The sequence below is a fragment of the Flavobacterium sp. NRK F10 genome, from assembly GCF_024054235.1.
GTDB classification, from domain to species: Bacteria; Bacteroidota; Bacteroidia; order Flavobacteriales; family Flavobacteriaceae; genus Flavobacterium; species Flavobacterium sediminis.
Genome location: NZ_JAMXLC010000001.1, coordinates 1,190,692 through 1,204,469, shown reverse-complemented (window position 1 = coordinate 1,204,469; position 13,778 = coordinate 1,190,692). Strand labels below are relative to the sequence as shown.

The following is a 13,778-nucleotide window of genomic DNA, read 5'->3' as shown; positions in this document are numbered from 1 at the left end:
TTTCACTAAAATTGGGGGTTTTTTACATATTTTATAAAATGAAGACAATAAAATTTCTAACGTTATTATTCTTATGTAGTTCAGTTTCATTAGTTGCCCAACAAAAGTTATCGCTGGAAGAGATCTGGTCGGGTGCTTTTAGGACTAAAGGAATGGATGAGTTACATGCTATGAAAAATACGAACCAATATACCGTATTAAATTTTGATAGAAGTACTCGTACCATGCAGATCGACTTGTATGACTTTCAGACTCTGGATAAAGTAAAAACACTTTTCGATACCAAGAATTTTACTGAAATTCAATATGTAGACTCATATACTTTTGATGAAAAAGAAGGAAAAATCCTTATTGCGACTAATTCAAAACCTATTTTCAGACATTCTTTTACTGCTGAATATTTTGTATTAGATATCGCGACCCAAAAAATACAAAAATTAACAAACAAAGAGGTTCAGGAACCAACTTTCTCCCCTGATGGTACTAAGGTAGCATTTGCTTTCCAGAATAATTTATACATAAAAGACCTGCTTTCCGGAGTTGAAGAACAAATTACAACTGACGGTAAAAAGAACCATATCATTAACGGTATTACAGACTGGGTTTATGAAGAAGAATTTGCTTTTGTGAGAGCCTTTGACTGGAATGCTTCCGGAGATAAACTGGCTTACATCCGTTTTGATGAATCTCAGGTTCCGGAATTTTCAATGGACATTTTCAATCAAGGATTATATCCGACACAGGAAGTGTTCAAATATCCGAAAGCCGGTGAGAAAAACTCTGAAGTTTCTTTGCATGTTTTTGATGCAAGATCAAATAAAACAAAAACCGTTGATTTAAGCAATTATAATGATTTTTACATCGCTAGGATTGATTGGACTAAGGACTCAGATATTTTGAGTGCTCAGGTTTTAAACAGACATCAGAATAATTTAGACTTGTTGTTTATTGATGGTACAACTGCAATCGCTAAAGTCGTTTTAAACGAAAAAGGCAAGGCTTATGTTGATGTTACAGATAATCTGACATTCTTAAGTGATAATAGTTTTATCTGGACTTCCGAGCAAAGCGGATACAATCATATTTACCATTACGATAAGAGCGGGAAGTTGAAAAAACAAGTAACTAACGGAAATTGGGAAGTGACAGCTTACTATGGTTATGATGAAAAAAATAAAACAGTATACTATCAATCGGTAGAGAACGGATCTATTAACCGTGATATTTATGCTGTAAAAATAAATGGTAAAGGCAAAATAAGATTGTCAGAGCAAACCGGAACAAATGAGGCTACTTTCAGTCCTAATTTCCAGTATTATATCAATAGTTTTTCCAATGCCACAACAGCACCGGTTTATACCTTGAACAATTCTAAGGACGGAAAAGTGTTAAAGACAATAGTTGAAAATAAAATATTGGAAGCAAAACTGGCTCAATACGATGTGGCCCCTAAAGAATTTTTTACACTTACTACAGAAAAGGGGCATGAACTAAATGCCTGGATCATTAAACCGAAAAATTTTGATGTATCTAAAAAATATCCGGTTTTCATGTATCAATATTCAGGACCCGGTTCCCAACAAGTAGCCAATAACTGGAACAATATCAATGATTACTGGTTCATGATGTTGGCACAACAAGGCTATCTTGTAGTCTGTGTTGACGGTAGAGGAACAGGTTTCAAAGGAGCAGAATTTAAAAAATGTACCTATAAGGAATTGGGAAAATATGAAGTAGAAGATCAAATTGATGCGGCAAAAGTGATTGGGAAATACCCTTATGTAGATGCTACCCGAATTGGTATTTTCGGATGGAGTTACGGAGGCTTTATGGCTTCAAACTGTATTTTCCAGGGAGCAGATGTGTTTAAGACAGCTATTGCAGTAGCTCCGGTAACAAGTTGGAGATATTATGACAGTATTTATACAGAGCGTTACATGCAAACGCCTCAGGAAAATCCGGGAGGCTATGATAACAACTCGCCTATAACACATGTACAAAAGTTGCAAGGAAACTTTTTGTTAATTCACGGAACAGCAGATGATAACGTACATGTTCAAAATTCTATGAAAATGATAGAAGCTCTGGTTCAGGCTAACAAACAATTTGACTGGGCAATCTATCCGGATAAAAATCATGGGATCTACGGAGGTAAAACCCGCCTTCAACTGTATACTAAAATGACTAATTTCATAAAAGAAAAACTATAAAACCTAACAAACTAATCAAAATATGAGCGAAGTTACAGCAAGTCAAAAACATCCAAAAGGACTTTGGGTACTATTCGGTACGGAAATGTGGGAGCGTTTCAACTTTTATGGAATGCGAACATTATTAACTTTATTTATTGTTAATTCATTAATGATGAGTAAAGAAGATTCCTCTTTAATCTATGGAGGTTTCTTAGGGCTTTGTTATTTAACACCAATGTTAGGCGGTTTTATAGCAGATAGGTTTCTAGGTAACCGTTACTGTATAATGTTGGGTGGTTTATTAATGGCCATCGGTCAAATGTTGCTATTTTTTAGTGCTAGCATCTTCAGCTCTAATCTTGATTTGGCAAAAACATTATTGTATGTAGCTTTAGGAATCATCATTTTAGGAAATGGTTTCTTTAAACCGAATATTTCTTCAATGGTTGGTAGCTTGTATCCAAAAGAAGAAAAAAGTAAATTGGATACCGCATTTACGATATTTTATATGGGGATTAATGTAGGAGCATTTTTAGGGCAATTTATATGTCCAATGGTAGGAGATGTTGTAAATGCAGATGGAACACGTGATATTTTTGCTTTTAAATGGGGATTTTTAGCAGCTTCAATAGCAATGATGATTGGAACAATCACTTTCTATCTTTTGAAAGATAAATACGTAATTACTCCGGAAGGGAAACCAATTGGAGGCTTGCCGAAAAATAACGATGCTTCAGATTTTGAAGAAGGAGAAGCAACATCGGCTAAATTTTCAACAAAATCAATCGGTATTGCAGTAGTTGCATTTGTAGTTTTGACAGTAGTTTTCAATCAATTGTTTGGTCAAAACTGGATATATTCTATTATTTATGGTAGTGGTTTAACATTAGCAGGTTTAATTTTATCAGACACTTCATTGACTAAGATAGAAAGAGATAGAATTTTAGTGATTTATATTGTTTCTTTCTTCGTAATATTCTTTTGGGCTGCGTTCGAACAAGCGGGATCTTCTTTGACTTTTATTGCAGACAATCAAACAGACAGGAATTTTTTCGGATGGAATATGCCACCTTCAATGGTGCAAATTTTTAATGGAATCTTTGTTGTTGCTTTTGCTGTACCATTTTCAATGTTGTGGGATAAATTAAGAGCAGCAGGAAAAGAACCAACATCTCCTTTTAAACAAGCTGTAGGTTTATTATTAATTGCGGTGAGTTATTTTATTATTGCACATAATGTAAAAGATTTAGGTAATTCAGGCTTGTTAGCTGTTAAATGGCTTGTGTTATTATACTTAATTCAAACTTTTGGAGAGCTTTGTTTATCGCCAATTGGGTTGTCATTAGTAGGTAAATTAGCGCCTAAGCGTTTTGCTTCATTATTGTTTGGCGTTTTCTTTTTGTCAAACGCATCAGGATACGCATTAGCAGGAACTTTAGGCTCTATTTTACCAGCAACGGGTGAACAATTTACTAGAGCTGAAGAAGCAGGAATTGATTTGCAAGCAGTGTTAGATAAAACAGTAGAGCCTACAGGTAAAGATTTATTCTTATTAGCTCAATTTAATATTGCTAAAATTAAAAATGAATCTTTGGAAAAAGAGTTGAAACCAATTATTGAGCAAAACAATAAGATGATTGAGACCTCTAAAAAAGAAAATGAAAACTTCAAACTTGATAGAGAAAAATTGACTTTTCCTTCAGTAGACACTCTTACAAAAATTGAATCTGAAAAGACTATCGTTGCAGCTAATCCAGTATTTGCAGGTTTCGAAATTCATAATTTATTCGAGTTTTTTATGGTATTTGTAATCTTATGTGGTGTCGCTTCAGTTATATTATTTATGTTGACACCAACGTTAAAGAAAATGATGCACGGAATTAAATAGAATTATTATGAGCCAAAATTCAACAGACCAGTTTTTTAAAAATCCAGTTTTAGGACATCCTGCAGGATTATTTGTATTGTTTTTTACCGAAATGTGGGAGCGTTTTTCGTTTTACGGAATGCGTTCTTTATTAATATTGTTTCTGACGGCATCATTTACTGATGGTGGTTGGGAATGGACAAGAGAAAATGCATCTGCTCTTTTTGGGTCATATGTTGGCTTAGTCTATTTGTCTACCATGTTAGGCGGATATTTTGCAGATAAAATTATTGGTTTTAGATGGGCAGTCGTTGTAGGAGCTGTTTTAATGACTTTAGGTCACGCTTCTATGGCTGTAGAAACTGAATTTTCAATATATTTAGGATTAGTTCTTTTGGTTTTTGGAAATGGCTTCTTTAAGCCCAACATGACTTCGATAATTTCCGAAATGTATAAAGATAGACCCGAGAAAAAAGACGGAGCTTATACTTTATTTTACATGGGGGTAAATGCAGGTGCATTTTTCGGGATTTTATTATGCGGTTACTTAGGTGAAAAAGTAGGATGGAGTTACGGATTTGGTTTGGCTGGAATTTTTATGTTCTTCGGAATGTTACAATTTTGGTTATCTCAAAATATCTTTGGAGACATTGGTTTAAAACCAACTGCAGAAAGTAAAGCGAAAGCTGAAAGTAGTGATACTGATAAAAGAAATCCTTTTACAACCGTTGATTTAATTTTAATAGGAATCTCTTCCGTTTTAGGATTGTTATGGATTTTGAATGATCCCGCTTCTAAAATTTCTGGAGGGACTGTTGATATTTTTGGTTTTTTAGGTGAAAATGGTAACAATATTGCTATTCTAACAGCATTAGGTACTTTTATTATTCTTTTGGTGAGTCGTTTATTACGTTATTCTCAAATTACCAGAGAAAAAATGATTGCGGTTACATTCTTTGCTTTTTTAACTATTTTCTTTTGGGCAATTTTTGAACAATCTCCTAACTCTTTGACCATCTTTGCTAATGACTATACTAATAGAGTATTAGACGGGAATTGGAGTACATTTTTCTTGATAATTAATTCTCTAATAACTATAGTTCCTTTAGCAATTATTACTTGGGTTTTGTTTTTATTGTTCAAACAAACATTTAAAAATTATGCGGTTGCTAATTTGATTCTATCAACAAGTTTCGTGATCATTTGGGGAATTGCTATTTGGATGTTAATTAAAGATTTTTATTCTGCGGGTTATTTAACACTTTCAGATTCAACATTAGAATTTCTAAAAATAGAAAAAGTTACAAACCCTCTCACAGAAGTTCCTGCAACTTGGTTCTCAACCTTAAACTCCTTATTTATTATTTCATTAGCACCTTTATTTTCCAAATGGTGGGAAAGTAAATACAATCCTAGTGCAAACGTAAAATACGGAATTGGAATGGGATTATTAGCATTAGGTATGGCTTGTGTTGCAGTAGGAGCAACAGGTATTGAACCAGGAGCAAAAACAGCTTCTGTTAGCATGATTTGGTTGATACTGGTTTATCTTTTCCATACAATGGGAGAATTATGTATTTCGCCGGTAGGATTATCTTATGTTTCGAAGTTAGTTCCGGCAAGAATGATTGCTTTTATGTTTGGGGTTTGGTATTTAGCAGTTGCAATAGGTATGAAAGGGGCAGGTAAATTTGGTGAAAATATTGATAAAATTGCAAATGAGCATGGGTTAAGTTATTTCTTTTGGATGTTAACCATTGTATCTGTTGTAATTGCAGTTTTAGCCGTAGTAATGTCGCCAGTTATAAAGAAATTAATGCACGGTGTAAAATAAGTTACACAACTTGGCACTCTTTTTGTTAATTTTATAGAAAAGAACTCAAATGAGAAAAATTATTGTATTATCATTTTTATTTTTAAGTGTATTGTCAGTACAGGCACAGGAACTGGAATGGCACACAGATATATCCGATGCGGCAAAAGAGTCGTTAAAGACTAAAAAGCCATTAATGCTGTTCTTTACTGGTTCCGATTGGTGCGGCTGGTGTAAACGTTTACAAAAAGAAGTTTTTCAAACACCTGAATTTAAAAAATGGGCAAAGAAAAATGTGGTTTTAGTAGAGTTGGATTATCCCAAAAGAACACCTCAAGAACAAGCCTTAAGAGAGCAGAACTTTAATTTGCAACAAATGTTCGGAGTAACAGGATACCCTACAATTTGGTTTGTACAACCTGAAAAGAAAGAAGGGAAAAAAGTAAACCTGAATCCGTTAGGCAATACCGGATATGTGGCTGGAGGACCAACTAAATGGCTCGAAGTAGCCGATGGTCTTATAGAGGACAAGAAATAAAAAAGATTAAAATTTATAAAATCCCTTTTCAGTAGTAGCATGAAAAGGGATTTTTTCTTTTCTGCAAGTCGATTTCCAGATTTTAATGAAGTAAAAATTATTACTGCCATCTGCAATTATTTTTTGAGGATCAATATCTTTAATGAGCCTTTCTAAATTGATTTTCGGGTTTTGTGTCAAGATTACAATGTCCGGTTTTAAAGAAGTATTATAGATACCTGAACTATCGATAATTAAACATCTTTTTTTATGAATGAAGAAAGTGTTGGAAAGAGGTTTGATCGTAATGTCATCTGTAAAGCTACCTTTCTTATAATCCATAATGATTTTGCGGTTTTCTTCCGGATTATTTGTAAAAAAGACGGTCTGGTTAGGGGTGGTTCTTTGTACTAAAACGGAAAGAGGACTGTGAAACAGAATAAGCTCTTTTTTATTGTTTTGGTACACAATGGTGCCAATGTATCCTAATTGAACAAATAACAAACTATATAAAACCCATCTGAAGTTTTTGAAGTTTTTGTTGTAAAGCCAGAACAGAAAGCTAAAAATAAAGGTATAACTTAGAAAACAGAGTAGTGGAGTATAAGCTATATTTCGAATGGTTAAATCGTGCCAATGGGCTAATCGGTCAATGAATAAGTTTAAATAATGAACAAAAAATTCTATCAGGTCAGCAATGAATTTTGATAGCGCAGGAATCATAAAATGGCAGATAAGTAAGCTTAAACTTAAAATTAACACCAAGGTGACTAAAGGGATAGCAACAATATTGGCCGGTAGAAATAATATCGGAAACTGGTTGAAATAAAGTATGCTAAGAGGTAATACACCTATTTGGGCAGATATAGAAACCAGAATAATATCTATAAAATAGATAATGAACTTATTGGAACTGAATCTGAAGTATTTGAAAAAAGGATTGAATAGAACAATGCTTAGCACTGCTGCATAGCTCAACTGAAACCCGATGTCAAATAAGGAATTCGGATTAAAAAGCAATAATAGGAGTGCAGAAGCAGCAATAAGGTTATAGACAGCATTCGTTTTATTGAGTATCTTTCCTAAAGCAATTAAACTGAATACCGTAACAGCTCGACTTACGGATGGGGAAAAACCGGTTAATAAGGCAAAACCCCATAATAATGAAAGAATGATGAAGAGTTGTATGAATAAACCATATGTAAGCTGTTTAAGCGGATTGGTCAGAAAAAGTAGAATAAGATATAAGATTCCGATATGTAAGCCGGAAATAGCTAAGATATGCATGACACCGGCATCTTGATAATTTTGAGTGATCGTATCATCCAATAAGAAACGTTCTCCTAAAATTAATGCTTCAATGATGGCTGTGGTTTGTTTTTCCCAATTGTAACTTTCAAAGACGGAAAGTAATTTTCTTTTAATTCGATAGAGATAAAAACGAAAGCCTTTGTCATTCCCGATGTAAAGTATGGCTTGTTTTTTTAGAAAGATAACCTGATAGATCTGTTTGTTTCTCAGATAGTCAGCATAGTTGAATTGATAGGGGTTCAGGTTTTGAAGTAACGGAGAAAACTGAGAACGAAAAACAATTTTGTCGTCAGGAATAAAATGTTGCGATAATTCTTTAGGTATATATAATAGCGCTTTTCCAAAAGTAGCTTGTTCTTCTATAGAAGTTATCTCAATAAGATATTTAGACTGCTTTTCGGAAGTTTTTAATTCGCTGATTATTGTGCCGGAAATGAGTTGTGTGGTATTCTCTTTATAATGAGTATAGTGGTTCCTATATTGGTTTTCTATATGAACGGTATGAAGAATTGAACCTAGTAGTAGGCTTAAAATAAGCGAGTTCACTCCAAAAAGAACACTGGGAATAAGTTGGCGTTTGGTTTGCAGAAAGGCATAAAGCCACAAGCACAATGTCAGTACAACAACTATGCTGATAAAAAGGTATGAAAACCTTAAAAAATGATGTAGCGCAATGCCAAGAGCTATACCTAAAGTATAGACAATTAGCGGATAAGGAAAAAATTTCAAATGTTTGAAATATACTTAAACCAACAATAACTTATTCAATTAAGCGGTTAATCTGCGCAAAAGTGTTAGCATAATAGCGCTCAGCAGTAGATGATACAATAACTCCGCTACTTGTGGAGGCATGTATGAATTTTATTTCGTTACCGTTTATTTCTGTAATGATGCCCACGTGGTTAATGGATCTTTTGCCGTTAGTCTTAAAAAAAATCAGATCACCGGGTAGCGCTTTGCTTTTAGAGACCTTTTTTCCTTGTAAGGCTAAACTGCCGGATGTACGCGGAACATTTATGTCAAAACTTTTAAAAGTTGTATAGACTAAGCCGGAACAATCCATTCCGGATTTGGTAGTACCACCTGTTCGGTAGCGAACACCTTTGTAGTCCATTGCTTTATCAACAATTTCATAAGCAATTCCTGTTTTTTTAGCAGTATAACTTTTTGGGGAAGAAGCGGAAGTAGTAACAGAAACTTTATCTTTTTTAGAAGTTGCATTAGTATAGCTGTAAATTCCCTTTGATTTTGCTTCTTCTTTAGAGGTTACAATTGATGATTTTGTTTTACAGCTTGTTACTACCAGACTCAGTCCTAAAATGTATACCAGTTGTTTCAAAATTGCTTACTTTTTTGCTAATGTAAGATTATTTCTTAAAACTGTCAATAATTAATTCAGCCGTTTTTTCACTTGCTCCTAATCCGCCGAGTTTAACTTCTAATAGATTAAAATCCTTGATCATTTTAGTGCGTCCCTTTTCATCTAATATTTTTTCCAGTTCTCTCTTTAAGTTTTTAGTGTTTAATTCGCTTTGTATTAATTCTGTTACAACTTCCCGATCCATGATCAGATTAACCAGTGAGATGTATTTCAGGGTTATAATTCGCTTTGCAATCTGATAGGAAATCCAGTTTCCTTTATAACATACCACTTCCGGAACTTTAAAAAGAGCGGTCTCTAAAGTGGCAGTACCGGATGTTACCAAAGCAGCATGTGCAATACTTAACAGATCATAGGTTTTATTGGTAATGAAATGAATGTTCTGATTGGTTAGAAAAGGCTCGTAAAAACTATCATCTTGCCCGGGTGCACCGGCTATTACAAATTGATAATCTGGAAAATGCTTTACAACAGACAGCATAATAGGGAGCTTTGTGTTGATCTCCTGTTTGCGACTTCCGGGTAATAAAGCAATAATAGGTTTGCTACTTAATCCATGAGTCTTAAGAAAAGTCTCTTTATCAACCGAAGGTCTGTTTTCAATTGCGTCGATAAGCGGATGTCCTACAAAGTGAACATTAAAGTGATGTTTGTTTTCATAAAAATCCTTTTCAAAAGGAAGAATAACATACATGTGGTCAATATCACGTTTTATGGCGTTGATCCTCTTTTCTTTCCAGGCCCATATTTGCGGAGAAATATAATAATGCGTAGGAATACCTTGTTCTTTTGCCCATTTAGCAATGCGCATGTTGAAACCCGGATAATCAATAAAGATTAAAGCATCCGGCTGAAAAGCCAAAATGTCTTTTTTACAAAAAGAGATATTATTTAAGATGGTCTTGAGATTCATTATTACTTCGGCAAACCCCATAAAAGCCAGATCCCGATAGTGTTTTACTAAAGTTCCGCCGGCTTTTTGCATAAGATCTCCTCCCCAAAAGCGTATATCTGCCTTATCATCTTTTTTGAAAAGGGATTTCATAAGATTGGAACCGTGCAGATCACCGGAAGCTTCACCTGCAATAATGTAATATTTCATATTAGAGGATTAGGGTTAAAACCGTTAAAAAGAACATTGCTAGGATTATACCTCTTGCCATTAATTCTTTGTTTTTATTCAGTAAAATAAAAAATAAAATCAAATTCAGTACAGCTCCCAGGGTAATGATTTTGCCGATCATTCCTGCCTGACGCATCGCAGTGAACCCGTTTAGAAAACCTACTTCTGTAAAAAATTGCAGTACAATAAAACACCCGATGAAGCCTCCTAAAAGCCCCAATAAGAATCCGATAAAAATATCTTTCTTGTTTTTCATATTATAAATCCCAATTGTTTAAGGTTTGAATAGCATGATGAGCTGTTAGGTCAAACTGTACGGGAACGACTGATACAAAGCCATTTTCTAATGCGTATTCATCTGTGTCATGCCCTTTGTCCTGATTGATAAATTCTCCGGTTAACCAATAATATTCTTTTCCCTGAGGATTGATGCGTTTGTCAAATTCTTCTACCCACATCGCTTTAGCCTGTCGGCATACTTTCATTCCTTTGATTTCTCCTTTGTCAGCTTTAGGGAAATTAACATTCAGAACTATTCCGTCAGGAAGCCCGTTTTGTAATACCTCCAAGGCTATTTTCTTAACATATTTTTTTACCGGTTCAAAATCGGTGTCCCAACCGTAATCTAAATGCGAAAAACCGATTGCAGGAATACCTTCAATTCCGGCTTCTACAGCTGCCGACATCGTGCCTGAGTAGATAACATTAATAGAAGAATTAGAGCCGTGGTTAATCCCGGAAACGCATAGATCCGGTTTTCTTTTTAAAATCTCATGAACCGCCATTTTGACACAATCTACTGGAGTACCGGAACAACTGTATTCGTATTCTAAATCTTTGTCAAGCAGTACTTTATCTAAGTGTAATGTGTTATTGATTGTGATGGCATGTCCCATTCCGCTTTGCGGACTATCCGGAGCAACTACCGCAACATGTCCTATTTCTTTCATCACTTCTATTAGGGTTCGGATACCGGGTGAAACTATACTATCGTCGTTTGTAACTAAGATTAAGGGTTTGTCCATAATTTTTTTTGCTAAAATAATTAAAATTCGCTCAATAATAGTATTCATGCCCCATTAGTAGGGAGGCTTTAACAAAAAATTATCGTACCTTGCAATGTAGTGGCATGGTTTTTTATGTAACTTAGTTAAAAATTTTCAATGAAAAGAATTTTTGAATTTATGAAGAGAAATTATAAGATTATTTTGTTCGTTACGGTAATTTCAGCCGTGCTATGGAGTTTTATGCCTTCTAAAAAAGTAGAAGACCCTGAAAAAGATAAACTTTTATTGGAATTATTGTCGTTCATTTTAGAAAAAGGGCATTATAGTCCGATCGCTATGGATGATGATTTTTCAAAAGATGTATATACTAAATATATTGACGGGGTTGATCCTACTAAGCGTTTCTTTTTACAGTCGGATATTGATGAATTTTCAAAATATCAGGATAAAATTGACGATTTGATTCGTGATAAAGATCTTACCTTTTTTGACTTGACGAATAATCGTTTGTTAAAAAGAATTGAAGAATCAAGAGCTATATACGATGAAATATTGAGTAAACCATTCGATTTTTCTAAAGAAGAGACGATTAATGTAGATTATGATCACCTGCCTTATGTTAAAAATGAAAAGGAGTTAAAAGACAGATGGAGAAAGCAATTAAAACTTTCTGTTTTGTCAACGGTAACAGATAAGGAAAAATTAGAAGAAGAGAAGTTTAAAAAGGATAGTACCTACGAAAAGAAACCTTTTAAAGTGTTAGAAAAAGAAGCCAGAGAAAGTTCTGAAAAATCGTTAAATGATTATTTCAACTTTATCCAGAAAGAATTAGATAGAAACGACTGGTTCTCTATTTTCTTAAACTCAATCGTGGAGCGTTTTGATCCGCATACATTCTATTTTTCACCGGATGATAAAGATAAGTTCGATATCAGTATGAGTGGAAAATTTGAGGGGATCGGTGCCAGATTGCAAAAGAAAAATGATGCTGTTGAGGTTTCGGAATTAATCTCAGGCGGACCGGCATGGAGAGGAAAAGAATTAGAAGCCGGTGATGTGATTCTTAAAGTAGGACAAGCTGATGAAGAACCTCTGGATATTGCAGGAATGCGTTTGGATGATGTAGTGAAAAAGATAAAAGGGCCTAAAGGGACTGAGGTGCGTTTAACCGTTAAAAAAGTAGATGGAACTATAGAAGTTATTTCTATTATAAGAGACGAAGTGGAAACAGAAGAAACTTTTGCCAAGTCATCTACCGTAGAAAAAGACGGAAAAAAATTCGGAATTATCTATTTGCCAAAATTCTACATCAGTTTTGATAACAAAGCAGAGAGAGATGCTTTTAAAGATGTTGCTTTAGAAATTGAACGATTGAAAGAGCAAGGGGTGCAAGGAATTGTTATGGATCTGAGAGGAAACGGAGGAGGTTCGCTGGAAACGGTTGTAAATATGACCGGATTGTTTATCAAAGAAGGACCGGTTGTTCAGGTAAAGTCAGCCAACAGAAAACAAGATGTTTTATTCGATAAAGATCCGCAAGTGCAATGGGATGGTCCTTTGGTTGTGATGGTAGATAATTTTTCAGCTTCTGCATCAGAGATTTTTGCAGCAGCTATTCAGGATTATAAAAGAGGAATCGTTATCGGTAGTAAGCACACTTATGGTAAAGGAACTGTACAAAATGTTATTGATTTGAATCAGTTTGTCAGAGGGAATTCTTATGGTGACTTAGGTGCTTTGAAAACGACGACTCAGAAATTTTATAGAATTAACGGGGGCTCAACGCAAAGAGAAGGGGTTTTAAGTGATGTAGTGTTACCGGATAGATTTGGGTATTTAGATATGGGTGAGCGCGATGAAAAATACGCATTACCTTGGGATAAAATTGATCCGGCCGATTACCAAGAGGTGTTTAATACTTTTGAGCCTATTATTAACAGAAGTAAAGCCAGAGTTGCTCAAAATGCCCAATTCAAATTAATTGATGAGAATGCAAAATGGATCTTTGAAAGAAAAGATGACAATGAGTTTGATCTGAATCTGAAAAAATATGAAAAAGAAGAAGAAAAGACTGATGCTATCTTGAAAAAATTCAAACCGATATCAAATTATACCAATCATTTAGCATTTGAGTCTTTGCCTTACGAAGTTGAAGCTGTTGCAAAAGATACGGTGCTTCAGGAAAAACGTAATCGTTGGCACGAGGAAATGCAAAAAGATGTTTATATAGATGAAGCATTGAATGTATTAAGTGATATAAAAACGAATTTATACAGTCAAAAAACAGCTAGTGTTAATCAAAAGAAAAATAAATTTTCAAGAGTTGACTAAAGAAATAATAAGGTAATATAGAAAAGGAGCTTGAAGGCTCCTTTTTTTGTATTGTATAAAGGTGTTTAAGCCGAATAAGAATAATTGTGCTAGAAGGAAGTAAAGGTGTTGAGAACACCTGCTTTTTCAGAATAGAAAAGCTTATTAATGGCTTTTTGAAGATGGCACTCAAATGAAAGGATGGTATAAGGAAAATATTAATGATTTGCTGTGTATAATACTGTTTTTGAGTAGTA

10 protein-coding genes are annotated in these 13,778 nt (G+C 34.3%); 5 read left to right on the top strand and 5 right to left on the bottom strand.

Features of this window, described 5'->3' with window-relative positions; translation table 11 throughout:
* The first annotated feature begins 38 nt into the window (after positions 1-38).
* The 4 genes from NHF50_RS05570 to NHF50_RS05555 are packed head-to-tail and all read left to right on the top strand — an operon-like array spanning position 39 to position 6,410.
* Complete coding sequence (locus NHF50_RS05570; protein WP_252775317.1) at positions 39-2,210, top strand: S9 family peptidase; 2,172 nt, start codon at positions 39-41, stop codon at positions 2,208-2,210.
* Positions 2,211-2,232: 22 nt separating this feature from the next.
* Complete coding sequence (locus NHF50_RS05565) at positions 2,233-4,080, top strand: peptide MFS transporter (RefSeq protein ID WP_252775316.1); 1,848 nt, start codon at positions 2,233-2,235, stop codon at positions 4,078-4,080.
* A 7-nt stretch (positions 4,081-4,087) separates the two neighbouring features.
* A complete protein-coding gene (locus tag NHF50_RS05560; RefSeq protein WP_252775315.1) occupies positions 4,088-5,893 on the top strand; it encodes a peptide MFS transporter in 1,806 nt (601 codons plus the stop codon).
* Positions 5,894-5,942: 49 nt separating this feature from the next.
* Complete coding sequence (locus NHF50_RS05555) at positions 5,943-6,410, top strand: thioredoxin family protein (RefSeq protein WP_252775314.1); 468 nt, start codon at positions 5,943-5,945, stop codon at positions 6,408-6,410.
* Between the two features lie 6 nt (positions 6,411-6,416).
* On the opposite strand, the gene NHF50_RS05550 is transcribed toward NHF50_RS05555, so the two are convergent.
* Genes NHF50_RS05550 through surE form a run of 5 tightly spaced genes read right to left on the bottom strand, consistent with a single transcriptional unit; the run spans position 6,417 to position 11,229 of the window.
* A complete protein-coding gene (locus tag NHF50_RS05550; RefSeq protein ID WP_252775313.1) occupies positions 6,417-8,429 on the bottom strand; it encodes a ComEC/Rec2 family competence protein in 2,013 nt (670 codons plus the stop codon).
* A gap of 31 nt (positions 8,430-8,460) precedes the next feature.
* Complete coding sequence (locus NHF50_RS05545) at positions 8,461-9,039, bottom strand: C40 family peptidase (protein WP_252775312.1); 579 nt, start codon at positions 9,037-9,039, stop codon at positions 8,461-8,463.
* 28 nt (positions 9,040-9,067) lie between these two features.
* Entirely contained in the window at positions 9,068-10,183 is a 1,116-nt protein-coding gene (gene lpxB / locus NHF50_RS05540; protein ID WP_109568755.1) for a lipid-A-disaccharide synthase, read from the bottom strand.
* A 1-nt stretch (position 10,184) separates the two neighbouring features.
* The gene (locus NHF50_RS05535) at positions 10,185-10,460 is read right to left on the bottom strand and encodes a hypothetical protein (protein WP_109568754.1); all 276 of its coding nucleotides are present in this window, start codon (positions 10,458-10,460) and stop codon (positions 10,185-10,187) included.
* Between the two features lies 1 nt (position 10,461).
* On the bottom strand, positions 10,462-11,229 hold the full coding sequence (gene surE / locus NHF50_RS05530) for a 5'/3'-nucleotidase SurE (protein WP_109570616.1): 768 nt from the start codon (positions 11,227-11,229) through the stop codon (positions 10,462-10,464).
* 138 nt (positions 11,230-11,367) lie between these two features.
* On the opposite strand from surE, the gene NHF50_RS05525 reads away from it, so the two are divergent.
* Positions 11,368-13,542 carry a carboxy terminal-processing peptidase gene (locus NHF50_RS05525; protein WP_252775311.1) on the top strand — a complete coding sequence of 725 codons (2,175 nt, stop codon included), beginning with the start codon at positions 11,368-11,370 and terminating at the stop codon, positions 13,540-13,542.
* Positions 13,543-13,778: the final 236 nt, after the last annotated feature.